Below are 21,650 nucleotides of genomic sequence, written 5' to 3' on the forward strand. Positions count from 1 at the left end.
TCGGCGAATCCCTTAGAATAGCTAGCTTAACCCTTTTCTACGAACCAGGAACGACGCTATGAGTAAGTCTGAAAACCTCTACAGTGCTGCACGCGAGCTAATCCCAGGCGGGGTCAACTCTCCCGTTCGCGCCTTTACCGGCGTCGGCGGCACGCCGCTGTTCATCGAACGTGCGGACGGCGCGTATCTGTACGATGTGGATGGCAAAGCCTATATCGATTATGTCGGCTCCTGGGGTCCGATGGTGCTGGGTCATAACCACCCAACCATTCGCAATGCGGTGATTGAAGCGGCGCAGCGCGGTCTGAGTTTCGGCGCACCAACCGAGATGGAAGTCAAAATGGCGGAGCTGGTGACCGAACTGGTCCCGACTATGGACATGGTACGCATGGTGAACTCCGGTACGGAAGCGACCATGAGCGCGATTCGTCTGGCGCGTGGCTTTACCGACCGCGACAAAATCATCAAATTTGAAGGCTGCTACCACGGCCACGCCGATTGCCTGCTGGTGAAAGCCGGTTCCGGCGCGCTGACCCTCGGCCAGCCGAACTCTCCGGGCGTTCCGGCAGATTTCGCCAAACACACTCTGACCTGCACCTATAACGATCTGGACACGGTTCGTGCCGCCTTCGAGCAGTACCCGCAAGAAGTTGCCTGCATCATCGTGGAACCGGTCGCGGGTAACATGAACTGCATCCCGCCGCAGCCAGAATTCCTGCCGGGCCTGCGCGCCCTGTGCGACGAATTCGGCGCACTGCTGATCATCGACGAAGTGATGACTGGCTTCCGCGTGGCGCTGGCGGGCGCACAATCTTATTACGACGTGGTACCAGACCTGACCTGTCTGGGCAAAATCATCGGCGGCGGTATGCCGGTGGGCGCATTCGGCGGACGTAAAGACGTGATGGAAGCTCTGGCGCCAACCGGCCCGGTTTATCAGGCGGGAACGCTGTCCGGCAACCCGATTGCGATGGCCGCCGGTTTCGCCTGTCTGACCGAAGTGGCGCAGCCAGGAATTCACGAAACCCTGACCGAACGGACCACGCAGCTGGCTAACGGTCTGCTGGAAGCCGCAGAAGAGAAAGGCATTCCGCTGGTGGTGAACCATGTCGGCGGTATGTTCGGGATTTTCTTCACCGATGCGGAAACCGTGACGAGTTATCAGGACGTGGTGAAGTGCGACGTTGAGCGCTTTAAGCGTTTCTTCCATCTGATGCTGGAAGAAGGTGTGTATCTGGCACCGTCGGCGTTCGAAGCAGGCTTTATGTCAGTCGCGCACAGCGAAGAAGATATCAACAACACCATCGACGCGGCGCGTAAGGTGTTTGCAAAACTTTGATGGGTGTATTTGCCGGGTGGCGACTTCGCCTTACCCGGCCTACAAAACCATGCCTTTCCTGTAGGCCGGGTAAGCGTTAGCGCCACCCGGCTTTTTATTATCTGCTCTGCTTCCTGAGCAAATAAATAAAGTACGGCGCCCCAATGAAGGTCGATAGTAGTCCTGCCGGAATCTGATACGGGAACAGCACCATCCGGCCCAGCCAGTCGGCAATCACCAGCATCATCCCACCGACCAGCGCCGACATGACGATATGCGGCATCGTGCGGCGAAAGCCCATCATGCGCGCGATGTGTGGCGCCATCAGACCGACAAAGCTCAGCGGGCCAATGGTCATGGTCGCGACGGCGGTCAAACAGGCGGCCAGTAGCAACAATCCAACCCGCGACGGCGTCAGCGCAACACCTACCGCCCGCGCCGTTTCGCCGCCCAACGGCAGGATTGTCATCCATCGACGTAATAGCGGCGTGATCGCCAGCAGCAGCACCATCGCGATCCCGGAATGCATTACCTGCGCGCCCGTTGCGCTGTAGGTCGAGCCGGAGATCCAGGTCAGGATCTGCGCCATACGCGGATCGCCGCTGGCCTGGAGCATCATCAGCAGCATGGTAAACGCGGTGCTGAGCGCCATACCCGCAAGCAACATCCGGTGCGGTGAAAAGCCTCCACGCCCCGCGGCGATCATAATGATCATCAGCGTCGCGGCGGCACCGATACTCCCCGCAGGCATCAGCCAGCCAAAGGCGTCGCCCGGCACGAAGAACAGCATCATCACCACGCCAAACGCCGCGCCGGAGCTGATCCCTAACACTTCCGGGCTGGCCATCGGGTTGCCGGTCAGACGCTGAATAATGCACCCCGCCACCGCCAGCATCACGCCAGCAATGAGCGCGGAGAAAATACGCGGCCAGCGCCACTGCATAAGTTCATCCAGCATCGGGCCGGTCGCCCAGTGCCAGCCGCTGGCGTCACGCCCCAGAGAGAGCGCAATGTACGCGACGATCAGCAGCACAATCAGGCCCGTCAGAACGAACCACTGAATATGCTGACGCTCGGCGTAAACTTTATCGCCAGCATCCATCGCCGGAGCGCTCATACTGCGCAGGCGCGGCAGCAGCCACAGCAGCAGCGGCGCACCAATCAGGGCAGTCACGGAGCCGGTGGAGACTTCCATCCACACGCGCGCCAGCCAGAGAATGATTTGATCTGAAAGCCAGAGGATCAGCGCCCCGATCAGCGGGGCCAGCATCAGGCGCGACAGCAGACGACGTGCGCCGAGCATCTTCGCCAGCAGCGGTGCAAACAGCCCAATAAAGCCGATGATCCCGACCGCATTCACCAGCAGGGCGCTGAGCACAATCGCCAGCGTCAGCGCCGCGAGGCGCGCCAGCGAAAGGGCCAGTCCCAGATTACGCGCCACGCCGTCGTCCAGCCCCATCAGGGTCAGCGGGCGCAGCAGCAGCAAGGTCAGTAATACGCCGCCGATCAGCTGCGGCCACAGACGCTGCACAATACTCCAGTCGGTCTGCGTCAGCGTCCCGGTACTCCACAGGAACATGCTTTGCAGCTGGTCGTGATGGAACAGCACCAGCAGCTGGTTGATCGCTCCGCAGTAGAGACTCACCACCAGACCGGCCAGAATCAGTGTCACCGGAGAAAGTCGTTTCCCCCACGCCACGCCAAACACCAGCGCGCCCACCACGCAGGCCCCCGCCAGCGCAGCAAACTGGCTGGTGAGTGCGCCGGGCAGCGCCCAGAGCGTAGTAATCGTAATTCCGAGCTGTGCGCCAGTGGCGACGCCGAGCGTGGTCGGTTCCGCCAGTGGGTTACGCAACACCTGCTGGAACAGCACGCCGACCAGCCCCAGCCCCGCGCCCACCAGTAAGGAAATGGCCAGACGCGGCAACAGGCTGTAGTGGAACAGCATCTGCTGGATGTTATCGATATCCGGTACGGAGAACGCCTGGCCCCACTGCCCGCGCGGCAGCGCAATCGACAGATTTGACCAGGTTAAGATCAGTGCGGCGACGAAAACGACGCTCAATAACAGCGCAGGGAATGGTGCGATCCGTGACTTCATGCCTTGCCTCCCAGAGCGCCGTCAAGCACGCGGGCAAAGTGCATTGCTGACAGCGTCGCTCCGTAGAACCACACCGCAGGCACGCGCTGGAAACGCTGCTCGCGCACGAACGGCATCGCCTGCCACAGCGGCGTCGCCATCAGGCTTTGCATCTCGCGGTCATTGCCATGATCGAAACAGAGCACATCCACATCGCGGAACTGCGCCAGACGGTCGATGCCGACGGTAGTGCTGCCCCAGAAGGTCATCTCCCCTTCCCAGGCATTATGAATATTGAAACGATCAAGCACTTCCTGGAACAGGCAGTTTTTGCCAAACACCAGCACGTGACGCGCATCCAGCAGCGTGACCATTAGCAACGGACGGTCGCCACGCGCGGCAAAACGTGGTTTGAGCGCGTCGATAAAACTATCGAAATGGTCGAGGTGCTCTTTTGCCGCCGCTTCGCGGTCCAGAAGCTGGGCCATTTCGTTGATCGAGTGACGCGCCATCGTCAGCGGTTTTTTCCCGTCGCTGAAAGTAAAACCTCGGCCCGGCGCAATACGCGCCAGCGTTTCTGGTGAAGGACCGTAGCCCGCCGACCAGACCAGATAAGAGGGTTTCATCTGCGTCAGCAGCTCGAGATTCGGCTCGGTGCGCAGGCCAATGTCGATAGTCGAGGCAGGGATTTTCGGCTCGTTGACCCACATGTTGTAGTTGGGAATATCCGCCACACCGTAGGGCGCGATGCCCAGGGCCAGCATCAGCTCAACCGGCAGCCATTCCAGCGCCACGATGCGGTGCGGATCGATGGCTGCCGCGCGCGCGGTATTCATTTTTAACAGCAGTGGCGAAAGCGCCAGCGCCGTCAGTAATCGACGGCGACTTATCAAAGTTGGATCCAGCATCAATACACAAAGCTCACCGGTGCAGCCCCTGCCGGATGCGGCAGGATACCCATTGGAATACCGTAGATCAGTTCCAGCGTCTCGCCGCGCATTAGCTCAGCAGGCGTGCCCTGGGCAATCATCTCGCCGCCGCGCAGGGCCACCAGATAATCGCAGTAGCGTGCGGCCATGTTGATATCGTGCAGAACCGCAATCACCGTCAGCCCTTTCTGCTGGCTGAGGCGATGAATCAAGGCCAGAACATCCACCTGATGAGCGATGTCCAGCGCCGAGGTTGGTTCGTCGAGCAGCAGGCAGTTGCTGTCCTGCGCCACCAGCATCGCAATCCACGCGCGCTGGCGCTCGCCGCCCGAAAGGCTATCCACCAGACGGTGCGCCAGAGGTTTTAATCCCACCAGGGAAATAGCTTCTTCCACTTTCTCTCTGTCAGCCACCCCAAAACGTCCGAGCGCGCCGTGCCACGGATAACGTCCAATCGCCACCAGCTCGCGCACGGTCATCCCTTCAGCCTGCGGCAGTTGCTGCGGCAGATAGGCGACCTTGCGGGCAAACGCTTTGCTTTTCCAGCTGTCGAGCGGCTGTCCGTCGAGCAGGATTTCTCCTTCGGACGGCGGCTGATGGCGACCCAACATTTTCAGCAATGTGGATTTACCCGAACCGTTGTGACCAATAAGGCCTGTGACTTTACCGACAGGGAATGTCAAAGAGAGCGGATGCAGCAGCGTGCGTCCAGGGACGCGAAAGGAGGTGTTATCAAGCGCAAACGTGGTATCGGAGTGCGTTTTATTTTCCTGCATAGTGGCCAACTTGTTAAAGGGCACGGCGAACCGTGCCCGAAAAGAGATTAGAAGCGGAAGGTCGCCGTGGCGACAACCTGGCGTTCAGCACCCCAGAAGCAGCCGTAGGTGTTGAAGCAGCTCGCGACGTATTCACGATCCAATAGGTTGTTGACGTGAACCGCGACGTTAGAGCCCGCCATGCCGAAGCGCGCCAGATCGTAGCGTACCAGGGCATCGACAACAGTGTAACTGCCCACTTTGAAGGAGTTCGCCGGGTCGCCGTAGCTGGAACCGGTCAGACGTCCGCCGGTACCGACGGTCAGGCCAGACAGCGCGCCATCAAAGAAGGTGTAGTCGCCCCACAGGGAAGCCATGTGTTTTGGCACCTGCGCTGGGGTGTTGCCTTTGTAGTTGGTGTCAGTGGTGTATTCCGCATCGGTATAAGTGTAAGAACCGACCACGTTAACACTGGCAGACAGCGCCGCTTTGGCTTCGATTTCCACGCCGCGTGAACGGATTTCGCCGCCTTCAACGGAGAAGAATGAGCCCGCAGGATCAGCCATCAGGTTGTTGGTTTTGGTCAGTTGGTAAATAGCACCGGTCAACACGATTGGACGATCGCTCGGCACGTATTTCACGCCCGCTTCGTACTGCTTACCTTTAGAAGGTGAGAACAGTTTACCCTGCGCATCGGTCTGAGAAGCCGGTTCGAAGGATTCGCTGTAGCTGAAGTACGGGGTTACGCCGTTATCAAACAGGTAGTTAACGCCGCCACGCCAGGTAAACTGAGTATCGTCACGCTTGGATGTGGTGTTGTAAACACGGTTGTAGGATTCCTGATCGGCCCAGTCATAACGACCGCCCAGAGTGACCAGCACTTTATCCCACTGCGCCTGATCCTGTACGTACAGACCCGTTTGCTTCTGGCGATTCAGGATCTGATACGGACCTGATGTCGCCGGATCTTTCGAGTTGAAATCGAAATCGGTGTACACCGGGTTGTAGAGATCCAGTAACGGTACGGAGTCGTCGTAACCGAACCAGGCGTTGATGTCGTTACGCATACGCATAAAGTCAACGCCGGTCAGCAGGGTGTGGTCCCACGCGCCGGTGGCAAATTTGCTTTGCAACTGGGTATCGACGGTGAAGTTTTGCAGCTTCTCGTCATCCTTCACGTACTTACGTGCCAGGTAATGACCTTTGTCCGCTGGCGCTAATGCCGCGCACTGCTTGCTGCCTGCGTTCGCCGGATCGGAGCAGACGCCGTAACCGTACACGCTGTTTTGCGAGGTTTTGTTCTCAGCAAAGCGCAGGTTCTGACGCACAGTGAAGGTATCGTTGAATTCGTGGTCGAAGCTGTACCCAACCATTTTCTGGTTACGGGAGTAGGTATTGTTCTTCGCACCTTCGTTGAAATCGGTTGGCAGACGGCTACCGTTCGGCAGCGGATCAACCGTCCCTTCTTTTGGCAACCAGCCGTAATAACCGGTTTCCGGTTCGTTCTGGAAATAAGAGAGGAAGGTGAAGTTGGTTTTGTCATCCGGGCGCCAGGAGAACGATGGCGCGATGGCATAACGCTGCTCTTCCGCACGCTCCTGCTGGGCATTATTCGAACGCGCGATACCGGTCAGGCGGTAGGAATACACGCCGTCATCATCAATCGCATCGCTGAAGTCAAACCCAGTCTGGAACAGGCTGTCGGTGCCGACTTTGAACTGGATCTCTTTCAGCGGTTCCGTCATCGGACGCTTACTCACCATATTCAACAAACCGCCTGGGCTGCTTTTTCCGTACAGGACGGAAACCGGACCGCGCATGATTTCAGCGCGCTCCAGCATATAAGGGTCGATTACCGCGTCGTTATAGAAGTTGCCCTGCATCTTCATACCGTCGAGGTAGTTGTTCTGGCTCTGACCATCAGCGGCAAAACCGCGAATTACCAGATAGTCATAAGTGTTGGACGCACCGCGCGTACCAACCGCAACACCAGGGGTGTAGCTCAACGCCTCTTTCACCGAGCGCGGCTGGTGCAGTGCCATCTCTTCGGCGGTCACCACAGAAATAGACTGTGGAACTTTCTGAATCGGAGTATCGGTTTTGGTGCCGGTCGCAGACTGACGTGCCGCGATCGTTGCCGCCGGGCCCCATGCACTTTCTGTCGCAGCAGGAGCCGCCGTTACAGTAATCGTTTCTTCTTTTTTCGTGGTTTCAGCCGCATGTGCAAAAGCAGACATGCCACCCACCGCTGTGGCTACAACGACTGCGATTTTACGCAGTGAAGGACTCATTGGCTGAGCAGTTTTGGACGCCATTGGTATATCTCTGATGAAAGAGTGAATGATAACGTAAACGAGAATTATTATTATGACCGCAGAATAATATGCGAAACGCTGGCGGCATAGCAAGCGATATGCGGCCCTACAAGAATTGAGGGTATAAGAAATAACCAGAGGGAAAATGAGGGGTTAAAACAGGATTAAATAAGGGTTAGGAATATGTTTTGTATGCGTGAATAAATCCCCTCTCCCGCAGGAGAGGGTATTCACAGACTTAGTTACTGCCGAACATGTCTTTGATCCAGCCCGCGACGCCGTCGCTGTCTTTCTTCTCATTCTGCGGCTGCTGCTGTTGCTGCGGCTGCTGCTGTTGCTGCGGCTGCTGCTGTTGAGGCTGAGACTGCTCAAACGGATTGCCCGTCGGCTGTTCAGGCTGGCTTTGCTGGCACAGGGATTCCGGTTTGTCCGTCCATACCGGAAGCGTTCGCATCCCGCCGCCGCAGACGAAGTTACCGGATTCATCCACGCCCATATCGACGATATCTTCCGGCGGTGTCAGGTTCAGCGGCACCGGCGACTGGTTGGTCAGGTAGCGCTGGTAAATCGACATCGCCCCGCTGGCACCATACAGCTTGGTCGGCTGGTTGTTGTCGCGTCCCACCCAGGTAATCACCACTTCACGGCCATCAATACCGGCGAACCAGGTATCGACGTTGTTGTTGGTGGTCCCGGTTTTACCCGCCAGATGCAGGCCCGGATATTTCGCGCCAAGCTGACGACCCGTACCGCGCTGCACCACCTGCTGCATGGTCCACAGCGTCATGTACGCCGCCTGCGCCGGAACCACGCGTTCCGCCTGCGGGAAGCTCTGATACAGCACCGTGCCGTCTTCGGCAATCACCGAGCGCACCGCAGAAAGCTGCGCACGGTTACCGCCGCTGGCAATGGTCTGGAACGCCTGCGCTACTTCGATTGGTGTCAGGTTCAGCGCCCCCAGAATCATCGCCGGAACCGCATGAAGCTGATCTTTCGGCACACCCAGTTTTTCCCAGGTATCGGTAATCGCTGGCAAGCCCAGCGCCATACCGAGATTCACCGTCGGGACGTTCATGGAACGCGTGAGCGCATCCACCAGCATCACCTGTCCGCTGAACTGTTTATCGTCGTTCTGCGGAGACCACACCTGGCCGTTCGGCTGACGCAGCGCAATCGGTGCATCGGCAATCCAGGTGTTCAGTCGGTACTGATTCGGCTGGCTCAGCGCGGTGAGATACGTTGCCGGTTTGGCCAGGGAACCAATCGAACGACGCGCCTGCATCGCACGGTTGTAGCCCGCGAACTGCGGCTCTGCTCCGCCGACCATCGCGCGCACTTCGCCGCTGTAGCGGTCGACCACCACCATCGCGGTTTCCAGATCGCTCAACTTACGCTGTTTTTTCAGCGCCGGAATACCGTCAACGGCGGCTTTCTCGGCGGCGTCCTGCGCCACGGAATCAAAGGTGGTAAAGATCTTCACGCCGGAGAGATCTTTCACTTTGTCGCCGAGCTTAGTTTGCAGCTCCTGACGCACCATCTGCATAAACGCAGGCTGAGGTGAAATCACGCCGCCGCGCGGCTGAACGCCCAGCGGACGGGCACTCAGCATGTCGTACAGCTCCTGATCGATAACCTGCTGCTGTTGCAGCAAGCGCAGAACCAGGTTACGACGCTCCAGCGCCAGTTTCGGGTTGCGCCACGGGTTGTAGATCGACGCGCCTTTCACCATGCCCACCAGCAGTGCCTGCTGGTCGAGGCTCAGCTCTTCCACCGGACGACCAAAGTAGTACAGGCTCGCCAGCGGGAAGCCGCGGATCTCGTTATCGCCACTCTGACCGAGGTACACCTCGTTCATATACAGCTCAAGAATGCGATCTTTGCTGTAGCGGGCGTCCATCAGCACAGCCATGTACGCTTCGTTGGCCTTACGCCAGTAGGAGCGTTCGCTGGAGAGGAACAGGTTTTTCACCAGCTGCTGGGTCAGGGTACTCGCCCCCTGCACCGTACGGCCAGCCGTCAGGTTCGCCAGTACCGCACGACCAATCGAGTACAGGCTCACGCCGTCGTGCTCGTAGAAGTGACGGTCTTCTGTCGCCAGCAGAGTATCCACCAGCAGATCCGGGAAGCCATTACGCGCCACGAACAGACGCTGCTCGCCGTTTGGCGAGGAGAGCATGGTGATCAGGCGCGGATCGAGACGGAAGAAACCGAACTGACGGTTGCTGTCCAGGTTTTCGATAGTTTCCAGATGATCGCCGTCAAAGGTCAGACGCGCGCGCACCTGCCCCTCTTTACTGTCCGGGAAATCAAACGGACGACGGATCATCTCAATGCTGCCCGCCTGCACAGTAAATTCGCCGGGACGGGTCATCTTCGTCACCTGGCGGTACTGCGTAGCTTCCAGCAGTTTGACCATTTCGTTCTTGCTGATGGACATGTCTGGCTCAAGGTTGACCATGCGGCCATAGACCGCCGCAGGCAACTGCCAGACTTTACCGTCGATACGGCTGCGGATCTTCTGATCCAGATACACGCCATAAATTGCCATCAGAACGACAAATACAATAAACAGCTTCAGCAGCAGCCAGAACCAGCCGCGTCTGCCGCGAGGTTTGCCCCCTTTGCCTTTAGCCTTGCGTGGCATCGGCTCATCCTCATCATCGTCTTCATAGTCATCGTCATAATCCTCATCTCTGAGGCGACGACGGCTGATTTTTTCCTTCGCCGGACGCGCAGGTTTACCCTTACGTCCTATTGGCTCGCGGTCATTCCCCGCCATGCTTTCTCTCCGCAACATTCAGGCGCAATGGCCCGATTCTCTTTTCTTCCACCCAGCGGTGAAAGAAGAAATCTCTCAAAAACATTAACCCCCCTCACCCTCAAGGGAGAGGGGATCAAACCGCACACACCTATGAATACTTCTTCGTGCGCCGCGTCGGCGCGGTATTCGCCGGATCGTCCGGCCAGACGTGTTTCGGGTAGCGCCCTTTCATCTCTTTCTGCACTTCACGATAACTTCCGGCCCAGAACGCGCCCAGGTCGCGGGTGATTTGCAGCGGACGATGGGCGGGCGACAACAGCTCCAGCACCAGCGAAACGCGCCCTTCGGCAATCGACGGCGTAGTCGCTTCGCCAAACATCTCCTGCATCCGCACCGCCAGAGCCGGGGGATTATCCTCATGATATCGAATGGCAATCCGGCTTCCGGTCGGCACAGTGTAATGCCCAGGCAACTCACTATCCAGACGTTGACGTAATGACCAGTCGAGTAAATTCTCAAGCGCCCGCTTCACATCCAGCGATTTCAGGGCTCTCAGAGAATGCACGCCGCTCATTTGCGGCAATAACCACGATTCCAGCGAGGCCAACAGCGACTCGTCGTCAACCGCCGGCCACGCGTATTGCGGCAACCAGCGCGCGGCACAGTGCAACCGCAGGCGATATTGTTCGGCCTCCGGCGTCCAGTTGAGCACGTTCAGCCCTTTATCGCGAATGCCATTGAGCATCGCCTGATGCAGTTCCTCTTCGGAGGGCTTCGCCAGCGGTTTTACGCTGACAGTCAACCTGCCAATCTGGCTGCGGCGAAACGCTTTCAGCGTGCCCTGCGCATCGTCCCACTCGATAGTGTCCGATTGCTGCAACAGCTGCGGGCAGGTGCGAGTCAGAACCTCAATGTCCACGGCGATAGCCTGCAAAATACGCGCATCCGGGGATGAACTCCCCTGCAACAGCAGCGGGGCGATAAGCCACTCGTGGCGGGTCAGCGCGTCGTCGCTGTCGAGCATGGCGCCCATGCCGTTCGCCAGCTGATAACGACCGTCCAGCCCGCGACGGCGCGCAATCCGGTCGGGGAAAGCCTGCGCCAGCAGACCGGCGATAAGATCGCTGTCCAGCGCACCACCGCGACTGTTCAGGCGCTGGCTAAGCCGCTGCGCGCGCTGCTGCCAGTTAGGCTGATTGCGCGAAAATGCCGAGGCCAGATCGCTGCTTCCGCCACGCGGAGGCTCTTCCAGAATCGCCGCAAGTTTCGCGGCGCTTGCCACTTCGTCATCATTTTTTGCCGCCACCAGCATCGCCGCCAGACGCGGTTCGTTGCCTAGCGTCGCCATTTTCTGACCGCGTGACGACAGGCGTTCATTCTCCAGCGCGCCGAGCTGCGTGAGCAATCGACGTGCCGCCGCCAGATGCACTGCTGGCGGCTGGTCGAGCCAGGTCAGTTGGCTCGGATCCAGGCAACCCCATTGCAGTAATTCCAGCAGTAGCCCGGAAAGATCGCTTTGCAGGATTTCCGGCGAGCCCTGCACTGTCGCGCGTTCTGCCTGTTCCGCGCCGATGAGATGCAGGCAAATCCCCGGCTCCAGTCGCCCGGCGCGGCCCGCACGCTGAATCATCGACGCCTGGCTGATGCGCTGTGTCAGAAGACGCGTCAGGCCAGTACGGGGATCGAAACTCGCTACCCGCTCCTGCGCGGTATCGACCACCAGACGAATACCTTCAATGGTTAAACTGGTCTCGGCAATATTAGTCGCCAACACCACTTTGCGCTGCCCGGCGGGTGCAGGAAGGATCGCTTTGCGCTGTTCGTTCAGCGAAAGTGCGCCGTATAGCGGGCAGAGCATGACATCGCTGCCGACGCGGGAAGCGAGCTTTTCCTGGACGCGCTGAATTTCACTGACGCCGGGTAAAAACAGCAGCAGCGAGCCGGGCTCGTGACGCAGTAACTCTGCGGTGGCAATAGCAACGGCTTCATCAAAACGCTGATGAGCGGGTAACGATTGATAGCGACGATCGACGGGAAACGCCCGCCCTTCGGATGAAATCACGGGGGCATCAGGCAGCATCTGCTGCAAACGTGCGTTATCCAGCGTCGCGGACATGATTAACAATTTGAGATCGTCGCGCAGCCCTTGCTGCACATCGAGCAGCAGCGCCAGCGCCAGATCGGCCTGCAGGCTGCGCTCGTGGAATTCATCGAGGATCACCAGACCAACGCCGCTCAACTCCGGATCGTTCTGCAGCATTCGAGTGAGAATGCCCTCGGTCACCACTTCGAGACGCGTCGCGGCGCTGACGCAGGTTTCGGCGCGCATACGATACCCGACCGTTTCGCCCGGCTTTTCGCCCAGCAGTTCAGCGAGCCGCTGCGCCACGTTGCGGGCCGCCAGCCTGCGCGGCTCCAGCAGAATAATTTTTCCGGGAATATTCCCCTCTTTGAGGATTTGCAGCGGCAACCAGGTCGATTTACCCGCGCCCGTTGGCGCATTCAGCAGGATCTGAGGGGCATGTCGTAAGGCGGCAAGTAGCTCAGGCAGTACGGCGGCGACCGGCAATAAGGACACGAACAGCTCCAGAGGGTTAACATTAGGCGGCGGACATTGTAGCATCGCCGCATATCATTACCGAGCCCCCCTTATGTCTGAGCCGAAACGCCTGTTTTTCGCCATCGAGCCACCTGCAAAAATACAGCGGCAAATTGTTCGCTGGCGCGCCGCGAATTTCCCGGCAGAAGCGGGCCGCCCGGTGGCGGCCGCCAATTTACATCTGACGCTGGCGTTTCTCGGTGAGGTGAGCGCGGAGAAGCAGCAGGCGCTGTCGGCGATGGCCGGGCGCATCCGCCAGCCGGGTTTTACGTTGAATCTGGATGACGCCGGCCAGTGGCTGCGTTCTCGCGTGGTATGGCTCGGCACGCGTCAGCCGCCGCGCGGTTTGTTGCAGCTGGCGAATTTACTGCGCGCTCAGGCCGCACGCAGCGGCTGCTATCAAAGTCCACAGCCGTTTCACCCGCATATCACCCTGCTGCGCAACACCAACCATGCCGTCGCTATTCCCGCGCCCGGCTTTAGCTGGAGTTTTCCGGTAACGGAATTTGTGCTTTATGAATCGGTATTCAGCCAGGGACGCACCCGCTATACGCGACTCACGCGCTGGCCGTTGAGCGACTAATCAAGGATTCACGATGAAGTTTACCCCTGCTTTACAGCAAGCCACTCTGATTCAGCGCTATAAGCGTTTTCTCGCCGACGTCGTGACGCCCGAAGGCGAGCACTTGACGCTGCACTGCCCAAATACCGGGGCGATGACCGGCTGCGCTACGCCGGGTGACACGGTCTGGTACTCTACGTCCGATAATCCTAAACGCAAATATGCGCACACCTGGGAAATTACCGAGACTCAGGACGGTGCATTTATATGCGTGAATACCCAGCGTGCGAATCCTCTGGTAAAAGAGGCCATCGACGCCGGGCTGATTCCTGAGCTTACGGGATACAGCCAGATTAAAGGCGAAGTGAAATATGGCGAGGAAGGCAGCAGAATTGACTTTATGCTCCAGGCGAATGACCGCCCGGAGTGCTATATTGAAGTCAAATCAGTGACGTTAGCAGACAGGGATAACGGTTACTTTCCGGATGCGGTGACGCTACGCGGCCAAAAGCATCTGCGAGAGTTGATAAGTGTTGCGGCGGCGGGCAAGCGCGCCGTATTGTTGTTTGCCGTCTTGCATTCAGCAATTGAACGATTCTCTCCGGCCCGCCACATTGACCCGAAGTACGCACAATTGTTGAATGAGGCACAAAAGCAGGGGGTAGAAGTTTTCGCTTATAAAGCGGAACTTTCTGCCGATAATATGACTCTGAAGTCGACGCTCCCCGTTGTGTTATAAGGGGTTAGAAGATGACTATTTGGTGTTCTGGCCGCGTGCGCAAATACGCTTTTCCTCACAGGCTTGTCAAGTGTTACGTATAGATAATTGCCTTACGGAAAAGCATCTGCTATTTATAGCGACCTGATTTTTCCCCCACACGGGGATCGATAGTGCGTGTTAAGGAGAAGCAACATGCAAGAAGGGCAAAACCGTAAAACATCGTCCCTGAGTATTCTCGCCATCGCTGGGGTGGAGCCATACCAGGAGAAGCCGGGCGAAGAGTATATGAACGAAGCCCAGCTGTCTCACTTCAGGCGTATTCTTGAAGCATGGCGTAATCAGCTTCGGGATGAAGTCGATCGCACCGTTACACATATGCAAGACGAAGCAGCCAACTTCCCGGATCCGGTAGACCGTGCCGCTCAGGAAGAAGAGTTCAGCCTCGAACTGCGTAACCGTGACCGCGAGCGCAAACTCATCAAAAAGATTGAGAAAACGCTGAAGAAGGTCGAGGACGAAGATTTTGGCTACTGCGAATCATGCGGTGTAGAAATTGGCATTCGTCGCCTGGAAGCGCGTCCAACTGCCGATCTGTGCATCGACTGCAAAACGCTGGCTGAAATCCGCGAAAAACAGATGGCGGGTTAATCCCGACCCTGTCGTAACGATCATAAAGGCGGGAGTTAATCCCGCCTTGTGGCTTTTTGTCTGTCGTGAATATGCCTCAATCTGACTATATCGGGCGCTTTGCGCCATCTCCCTCCGGTGAGCTGCATTTTGGTTCGCTCATTGCCGCTCTCGGCAGCTACCTGCAAGCACGTTCTCAGCACGGTATCTGGCGCGTGCGTATTGAAGATATTGATCCCCCTCGTGAAGTTCCCGGTGCAGCAGAAACCATCCTGCGTCAGCTGGAACATTACGGCCTTAACTGGGACGGCGACGTACTGTGGCAATCGCAACGTCACGACGCCTACCGCGAACGCCTGAAGTGGCTCTATGAACAAGGGCTTTCTTATTATTGCACCTGCACCCGCGCGCGAATTCAGAGCGCTGGCGGTGTGTACGACGGTCATTGCCGTACTCTGAACAATGGGCCAGAAAATGCAGCAGTCCGTTTGTTGCAACATCATCCCGTGACCCGATTTCAAGATGTACTGCTCGGTGAAATTAACGCCGATGAGCGTCTGGCGCGGGAAGATTTTATTATTCATCGTCGCGATGGCTTATTTGCTTATAATCTTGCTGTGGTCGTCGACGATCATTTTCAGGGCGTGACCGAAATTGTGCGCGGTGCAGATTTGATTGAACCCACAGTGCGGCAAATTTCTTTGTATCAGCAGTTTGGCTGGCAGACGCCGGATTATATTCATCTGCCGCTGGCCGTGAATGAACAAGGCAATAAACTTTCAAAGCAGAATCACGCGCCAGCGTTACCCGATGGCGATCCGCGCCCTGTTTTGATCGACGCTTTACGATTTCTAAACCAGAATGTAACCCAGGAATGGCAGGATCTATCCGTTGAAGAATTGCTGAAAAAAGCTGTCGATAGCTGGTCGCTGTCTGCGGTGCCTAAAATCCAGCATTCTCAAATGCGTCTCGCTGAGCTATGATTAGCCGCTATTTTTTTTCGGATCAATGAAAACACACTACCGAGGTGTACTATTTTTACTCGAGTCGCTAATTTTTGCCGTAAGGTGCTAAGCCGCGATGAGAGCGTAGCAAATGACGCTATCGCTCAATCACATATGTCGGTTATTCCGCGTGAGCAGCACACTATTTCCCGCAAAGATATCAGTGAAAATGCCCTCAAGGTGCTCTATCGTCTGAATAAAGCAGGATACGAGGCCTATCTCGTGGGCGGCGGGGTCCGCGATTTACTGCTTGGCAAAAAACCAAAAGATTTTGACGTGACGACCAGCGCCACGCCGGAGCAGGTGCGTAAATTATTCCGCAACTGCCGTCTGGTAGGCCGTCGTTTCCGTCTTGCTCACGTGATGTTTGGCCCGGAAATTATCGAAGTGGCCACCTTCCGTGGTCACCACGAAGCGGGCGGAACACCGGATCGCACTACGTCTCAGCGCGGCCAGAACGGCATGCTGCTGCGTGACAACATCTTTGGTTCTATCGAAGAAGATGCCCAGCGTCGCGATTTCACCATCAACAGCCTTTATTACAGCGTGGCCGATTTCACGGTGCGTGATTTCGTCGGCGGCGTGCAGGATCTGAAAGACGGCGTGATTCGCCTGATCGGCAATCCAGAAACGCGCTATCGCGAAGATCCGGTGCGTATGCTTCGCGCCGTGCGCTTTGCCGCCAAGCTGAATATGCAAATCAGTGCGGAAACCGCCGAGCCGATCCCACGTCTGGCGACGCTTATCAACGACGTGCCACCGGCGCGCCTGTTCGAAGAAGCGCTGAAAATGCTGCAAGCCGGTTATGGGTATGAAACCTATAAACTGCTGCGTGAAAACAGCCTGTTCCAGCCGCTGTTCCCGACCATTGTGCGCTACTTCACCGAAAACGGTGACAGCCCGATGGAACGCATTATCGCGCAGGTGCTGAAAAACACCGACACCCGCATTCATAACGATATGCGCGTGAATCCGGCGTTCCTGTTTGCGGCGATGTTCTGGTATCCGCTGCTGGAAACTGCGCAGAAAATTGCTCAGGAAAGCGGTCTGGCCTATTACGACGCTTTCGCGCTGGCCGCGAACGACGTGCTGGATGAAGCCTGCCGTACGCTGGCGATTCCTAAGCGCATCACCACGCTGGTTCGCGATATCTGGCAGTTGCAGTTACGCATGTCTCGCCGTCAGGGCAAGCGCGCGTGGAAGCTGATGGAGCATCCAAAATTCCGTGCGGCTTACGATCTGCTGGCGCTGCGCGCTGAGATCGAAAACAACAAAGAGCTGCAAAGTCTGGTTCAGTGGTGGGGTGAGTTCCAGGTTTCCGCACCGCCGGAACAAAAAGGGATGCTGACCAATCTCGACGAAGAGCCTGAGCCGCGTCGCCGTCATCGCCGCCCGCGTAAACGCGCACCGCGCCGCGAAGGCAGTGCATGACGCTTGCTTATATCGCCATCGGCAGCAATCTGGCCTCTCCTCTGGAGCAGGTTAACGCTGCCGTTCAGGCGTTAAGCGAAATCCCACAGAGCCGCCTGGTGGCGGTTTCTGCGTTTTACCGCACTCCGCCGCTTGGGCCGCAGGATCAGCCTGATTACCTGAACGCCGCCGTGGTGCTTGAAACCTCCCTCGATGCCGATACGCTGCTGGATAATACCCAGCGTATTGAGCTCACCCAGGGCCGTCAGCGCAAAGCAGAACGCTGGGGACCGCGCACGCTGGATCTCGATATCATGCTATTTGGCGATGAAGTGATTCATACAGAACGCCTGACGGTGCCGCATTACGACATGAAAAATCGCGGTTTTATGCTCTGGCCGCTTTTCGACGTTGCCCCGCAACTCACCTTCCCTACTGGCGAATCGTTACAGGCGATTTTGCAGCAACTCAACGCCGACAAACCCGCCCTCTGGTAAACCGTTTTTTTTGCTGATTACCCACAAAACATTTGCTGTTAATCGGTTGCCTAAAATCATTGTTCCCCTGAATGTTACTGATAGAATGCGCAAAGATTCGTTTTGGGCTATCAGGACACATTATGAAACCAACCACCATCGCCTTATTGCAGAAATGCAAACAGGAAAAAAGACGCTTCGCCACGATTACTGCTTATGACTACAGCTTTGCCAAACTGTTTGCTGATGAAGGCATTAACGTCATGCTGGTCGGCGACTCGTTAGGGATGACGGTACAAGGACATGATTCCACCCTGCCAGTGACGGTAGAAGAGATTGCTTATCACACCCGCGCCGTACGCCGCGGTGCACCAAATTGCCTGTTACTTTCTGACCTTCCTTTCATGGCTTATGCCACACCTGAACAAGCCTTTGAAAACGCCGCCGCGGTAATGCGCGCGGGTGCCAATATGGTGAAAATCGAAGGCGGTGCCTGGCTGGTTGAGACCGTTAAAAAGCTGACCGAGCGCGCGGTACCGGTGTGCGGCCATCTCGGATTAACGCCGCAGTCGGTGAATATCTTCGGCGGGTATAAAGTTCAGGGTCGCGGCGACGCCGGGCAAATTCTGTTGGACGATGCCCTGGCGCTGGAAGCTGCCGGTGCGCAGCTGCTGGTGCTGGAGTGCGTGCCTGTTGAACTGGCTAAACGCGTCACCGAAGCGCTCTCCATTCCGGTAATCGGCATTGGCGCAGGCAACGTGACTGACGGGCAGATCCTGGTGATGCACGACGCCTTCGGCATTACCGGCGGCCACATTCCTAAATTTGCGAAGAATTTCTTAAGCACAGCGGGCGACATGCGCGCTGCGGTCAGGCAGTATATTGCCGACGTCGAATCCGGTGTTTACCCGGGTGAAGAACACAGTTTCCATTAAGGAGTCTCGTTGTGCTAATCATTGAAACCCTGCCGCTGCTGCGCCAGCACATTCGCCGCCTGCGTCAGGAAGGTAAACGTATCGCTCTGGTCCCGACTATGGGTAATCTGCATGACGGCCACATGAAACTGGTCGAAGAGGCCAAAGCCCGCGCCGATGTGGTGGTGGTCTCTATCTTCGTGAACCCGATGCAGTTTGACCGCGCCGACGATCTGGCGCGTTACCCGCGCACGCTGCAGGAAGATTGCGAAAAGCTCAAAAAACACCACGTCGACTTCGTCTTCTCGCCTGCGCCTGGCGATATCTATCCGCAAGGTACCGAAGGGGCGACTTTCGTTGACGTGCCGGGCATTTCAACGATGCTCGAAGGGGCCAGCCGTCCGGGGCATTTCCGTGGCGTTTCGACGATCGTCAGCAAACTCTTTAATCTGGTACAGCCGGATATCGCCTGCTTCGGCGAGAAAGATTTCCAGCAGTTGGCGCTGATCCGCAAAATGGTCGCGGACATGGGCTACGACATCGAGATCGTCGGCGTGCCGATTGTGCGCGCGAAAGACGGTCTGGCGCTCAGCTCCCGCAACGGTTATCTGACCGCTGACCAGCGAAAAATCGCGCCGGGACTCAGCAAAGTCATGAATGCAATGGCGGAAAAACTCAGCGCAAACGAGCTGACGGCGGAAGAGATTATCGCCATTGCGGAACAAGAATTGAACGAAAAAGGGCTGCGTGCTGACGACGTGCAAATCCGCGATGCCGACACTCTGCTGGAGCTTTCAGAGACCAGCAAACGCGCCGTGATTTTGGTAGCCGCGTGGCTGGGCCAGGCACGTCTGATCGACAATAAAGTGGTTGAACTGACGCAGTAGACAGCGACTAAAAATCGGGCAATACTGCGCTGATATTTGCCTGGGGAATGTTTCCCCTCACCCTGCCCTCTCCAGCCGGAGAGGGACTGCATGAAGAGTAAAGGTAACGTTATGATTCGCACAATGCTGCAAGGTAAGCTTCACCGCGTCAAAGTGACGCAGGCAGACCTGCATTACGAAGGTTCCTGCGCGATTGACCAGGATTTCCTTGAGGCGGCGGGTATTCTTGAATACGAAGCCATTGATATTTACAACGTCACCAACGGCAAACGCTTCTCGACCTATGCGATTGCCGGTGAACGCGGCTCGAAAATCATCTCCGTGAACGGCGCGGCGGCACACTGTGCGGACGTGGGTGATATCCTGATTATCGCCACCTACGTCACCATGCCGGACGAGCAGGCGCGCAGCTGGCAGCCGAAAGTGGCCTATTTTGACGGCGACAACGAGATGAAACGCACCGCGAAAGCGGTCCCGGTTCAGGTTGCCTGATTTACCCCTGCGGCTGGTTGCTTACCAGCCGCGACATCGTCTCCAGCGAATCCGTTCTTAAGATGTACAGGCGTTTGAGTAAGAACGGATTATCCCCCGGCTTCACCTTCCCTTTCACCGTCGTCACCGCCAGATGAAAACCGGCCTCGTTCGCCGCTTTCACCGCTTTGTCATCGTACCCACCGAACGGATACGAGAGATAGAGCACGTGCGGATTGAACTGCGCCAGCGCGCGGCGCGAGCGTTCAAAATCAAACAAGATCACATGTGCGCTGCGGCTCAGCAAAATCGGATGTTTGTTGGCGTCGACGCGATGCAGGAAGTGGGTATGCGACTGGATATCAAACACATCCTGGATCTCTTTCAGCTCCGACACGCTCATAAACTGCAGTGATTTAGGATCCCACTTCTGCGGGTGGCCTTTGATTCGCGACGAGATAATAAACGCCGTCGCTTTAAAACCGTACTGCTTCAGAATCGGCCAGGCGTAACGGTTGACCGACTTCAGACCGTCATCAAAGGTGATCACCACCGCCCGCGCGGGCAGGTTCATCTTATTGCGCACATAGCCTTCCAGCTGATACATCGTCAGGGTGGTATAGCCCTGATCGCGCAGCCAGGTCATCTGGTTATTGAACGCGCGCACGCTGGTGGTCGTGGAGGTATGGCGGAAACGGGTATTCTCTTCGTCGCGCAGGATATGATGATAGGTAATCACCGGAATGCCGTTGTCTTCCTGGGCATCCAGGCTGCTTACCCACGCAAGCCGGTTGCCCATGCGAATCTGGAACCACGTCTGGTTAAGCCTGTCTTTCAGCTTACTGAGAATGGGATAGCGCAGGTTTGAACTGAGCGTACCAAACGGAGCGCTGCCGCTGTTGGGGGCGTTGTAAACCGGAGTGTCTTTCCAGGTGATGAGATTCTGATTGCTGAGCGGCTTGTTGAGATCGCCCAGGCTGTCCTGTACGCGCTGTTTCCCCTGCACCTTTTCGAGGTGGCCTTTGTCGATAAAACCGGTGCCAAAGCCGAAGCGAAATTCGTAATAGTCCGCTGCTGTCGGGACCACCGCGAGAATTTGCCCCGCGCGGACATTGCCGACGTTCACTACCTCGTTGCCCACCTGCGCCCAGATCGCCGCATCTTCGGTGGTTTGCATATATTGAGCGGGTAAGCCTTGCTGGCTTAATAAACTGGCCGACGCACCGCCGGAAACCAGCAGCATCAGAAGGAAAAAAACGCGCATAAACATGGGATTATTATCGACACAAAAAATCAGTCGCCATTGTAGCAAAAGCGACATCAATACCAATGTTTAATTCTTATACAGATCGTGGAGCAGGACGAAAGGCGGGTTTTTCTGCTGCTGATGCCAGAGACTGCTGACACCAGGTATTTCCTGCCCAACCAGCGTGTCGCGGAACTCCGCGCTGCTGAGCGTCTGACGCAGCGGGTACATCATCTCCAGCAACGGGTAGTTAATACCGGAAATCACTTCGCAGTTTTCATGTTTGTGGCTTAACAATGCGGCAGCACGATAAGGTGCAGCACCGGATTTATCGGTCAGAAAGATCACCCCTTCGCCGGTGTCCGTCTGATGCAGAGCATCGCACATCATGCGGCTCAGCATATTGGTGCTCAGTCCACGCCAGTAATTGACCACCCAACACTGCGGCAGCGGGCCAAACTTCTTTTCCAGGCGATCGATCATTGCCTGGGCATCGTCATCGTGACAGGTAATTACCCAACCCAGCATAGCGTCTCTCCTTAACGGGGAAAGTAGTTTAGCGGAGTGAAGGTTGA

18 protein-coding genes are annotated in these 21,650 nt (G+C 57.0%); 10 read left to right on the plus strand and 8 right to left on the minus strand.

Translation table 11 applies throughout. The annotated features are described in order from the left end of the window. Window positions 1-58 precede the first annotated feature (58 nt). Complete coding sequence (gene hemL, locus JBO43_RS06690; protein ID WP_202673973.1) at window positions 59-1,339, plus strand: glutamate-1-semialdehyde 2,1-aminomutase; 1,281 nt, start codon at window positions 59-61, stop codon at window positions 1,337-1,339. A gap of 97 nt (window positions 1,340-1,436) precedes the next feature. Here the strand turns inward: hemL and fhuB are convergent, their stop codons facing one another. The 6 genes from fhuB to hrpB all read right to left on the minus strand — a co-directional run bounded on the left by fhuB (window position 1,437) and on the right by hrpB (window position 12,736). Next, complete coding sequence (gene fhuB / locus JBO43_RS06695; protein ID WP_202673974.1) at window positions 1,437-3,419, minus strand: Fe(3+)-hydroxamate ABC transporter permease FhuB; 1,983 nt, start codon at window positions 3,417-3,419, stop codon at window positions 1,437-1,439. Further along, window positions 3,416-4,306 carry a Fe(3+)-hydroxamate ABC transporter substrate-binding protein FhuD gene (gene fhuD, locus JBO43_RS06700; RefSeq protein WP_103949111.1) on the minus strand — a complete coding sequence of 297 codons (891 nt, stop codon included), beginning with the start codon at window positions 4,304-4,306 and terminating at the stop codon, window positions 3,416-3,418. Before fhuD ends, fhuB begins: the two co-directional genes overlap by 4 nt. Further along, a complete protein-coding gene (gene fhuC, locus JBO43_RS06705) occupies window positions 4,306-5,103 on the minus strand; it encodes a Fe3+-hydroxamate ABC transporter ATP-binding protein FhuC (protein WP_103948051.1) in 798 nt (265 codons plus the stop codon). Before fhuC ends, fhuD begins: the two co-directional genes overlap by 1 nt. Window positions 5,104-5,150: 47 nt before the next feature. After that, on the minus strand, window positions 5,151-7,397 hold the full coding sequence (gene fhuA, locus JBO43_RS06710) for a ferrichrome porin FhuA (RefSeq protein ID WP_095280821.1): 2,247 nt from the start codon (window positions 7,395-7,397) through the stop codon (window positions 5,151-5,153). Between the two features lie 238 nt (window positions 7,398-7,635). After that, a complete protein-coding gene (mrcB, locus tag JBO43_RS06715) occupies window positions 7,636-10,176 on the minus strand; it encodes a bifunctional glycosyl transferase/transpeptidase (RefSeq protein ID WP_202673975.1) in 2,541 nt (846 codons plus the stop codon). A 130-nt stretch (window positions 10,177-10,306) separates the two neighbouring features. Continuing rightward, a complete protein-coding gene (gene hrpB / locus JBO43_RS06720) occupies window positions 10,307-12,736 on the minus strand; it encodes an ATP-dependent helicase HrpB (RefSeq protein ID WP_202673976.1) in 2,430 nt (809 codons plus the stop codon). A gap of 73 nt (window positions 12,737-12,809) precedes the next feature. On the opposite strand from hrpB, the gene thpR reads away from it, so the two are divergent. The 9 genes from thpR (at window position 12,810) to panD (ending at window position 19,850) form a co-directional block, all read left to right on the plus strand. After that, the gene (gene thpR, locus JBO43_RS06725) at window positions 12,810-13,340 is read left to right on the plus strand and encodes an RNA 2',3'-cyclic phosphodiesterase (protein ID WP_202673977.1); all 531 of its coding nucleotides are present in this window, start codon (window positions 12,810-12,812) and stop codon (window positions 13,338-13,340) included. Between the two features lie 13 nt (window positions 13,341-13,353). Beyond that, the gene (gene sfsA, locus JBO43_RS06730) at window positions 13,354-14,058 is read left to right on the plus strand and encodes a DNA/RNA nuclease SfsA (RefSeq protein WP_202673978.1); all 705 of its coding nucleotides are present in this window, start codon (window positions 13,354-13,356) and stop codon (window positions 14,056-14,058) included. 174 nt (window positions 14,059-14,232) lie between these two features. Beyond that, window positions 14,233-14,688 carry an RNA polymerase-binding protein DksA gene (dksA, locus tag JBO43_RS06735; RefSeq protein ID WP_003829221.1) on the plus strand — a complete coding sequence of 152 codons (456 nt, stop codon included), beginning with the start codon at window positions 14,233-14,235 and terminating at the stop codon, window positions 14,686-14,688. A gap of 71 nt (window positions 14,689-14,759) precedes the next feature. Beyond that, window positions 14,760-15,650: a tRNA glutamyl-Q(34) synthetase GluQRS gene (gluQRS, locus tag JBO43_RS06740; RefSeq protein WP_103948066.1), complete on the plus strand. Its 891-nt coding sequence runs from the start codon at window positions 14,760-14,762 to the stop codon at window positions 15,648-15,650. A gap of 51 nt (window positions 15,651-15,701) precedes the next feature. Next, window positions 15,702-17,102, plus strand: a complete 1,401-nt coding sequence (gene pcnB / locus JBO43_RS06745) for a polynucleotide adenylyltransferase PcnB (RefSeq protein ID WP_207765889.1) — start codon at window positions 15,702-15,704, stop codon at window positions 17,100-17,102. Beyond that, complete coding sequence (gene folK / locus JBO43_RS06750) at window positions 17,099-17,578, plus strand: 2-amino-4-hydroxy-6-hydroxymethyldihydropteridine diphosphokinase (protein ID WP_202673979.1); 480 nt, start codon at window positions 17,099-17,101, stop codon at window positions 17,576-17,578. The genes pcnB and folK overlap by 4 nt, the downstream gene beginning before the upstream one ends. A gap of 122 nt (window positions 17,579-17,700) precedes the next feature. Continuing rightward, window positions 17,701-18,492, plus strand: coding sequence for a 3-methyl-2-oxobutanoate hydroxymethyltransferase (gene panB / locus JBO43_RS06755; protein WP_202673980.1), 792 nt, complete (start codon window positions 17,701-17,703; stop codon window positions 18,490-18,492). A gap of 11 nt (window positions 18,493-18,503) precedes the next feature. Then, the gene (panC, locus tag JBO43_RS06760; protein ID WP_095280813.1) at window positions 18,504-19,358 is read left to right on the plus strand and encodes a pantoate--beta-alanine ligase; all 855 of its coding nucleotides are present in this window, start codon (window positions 18,504-18,506) and stop codon (window positions 19,356-19,358) included. Between the two features lie 111 nt (window positions 19,359-19,469). Beyond that, complete coding sequence (panD, locus tag JBO43_RS06765) at window positions 19,470-19,850, plus strand: aspartate 1-decarboxylase (RefSeq protein WP_095284178.1); 381 nt, start codon at window positions 19,470-19,472, stop codon at window positions 19,848-19,850. Between the two features lies 1 nt (window position 19,851). On the opposite strand, the gene JBO43_RS06770 is transcribed toward panD, so the two are convergent. Together JBO43_RS06770 and JBO43_RS06775 are read right to left on the minus strand one after the other, a co-directional pair. Next, on the minus strand, window positions 19,852-21,099 hold the full coding sequence (locus JBO43_RS06770; protein WP_202673981.1) for a polysaccharide deacetylase family protein: 1,248 nt from the start codon (window positions 21,097-21,099) through the stop codon (window positions 19,852-19,854). Between the two features lie 63 nt (window positions 21,100-21,162). Continuing rightward, window positions 21,163-21,603 carry a PTS sugar transporter subunit IIA gene (locus JBO43_RS06775; RefSeq protein WP_095280811.1) on the minus strand — a complete coding sequence of 147 codons (441 nt, stop codon included), beginning with the start codon at window positions 21,601-21,603 and terminating at the stop codon, window positions 21,163-21,165. Between the last annotated feature and the right edge of the window lie 47 nt (window positions 21,604-21,650).

The sequence above is a fragment of the Lelliottia jeotgali genome (assembly GCF_016771845.1).
GTDB lineage: Bacteria > Pseudomonadota > Gammaproteobacteria > Enterobacterales > Enterobacteriaceae > Enterobacter > Enterobacter jeotgali.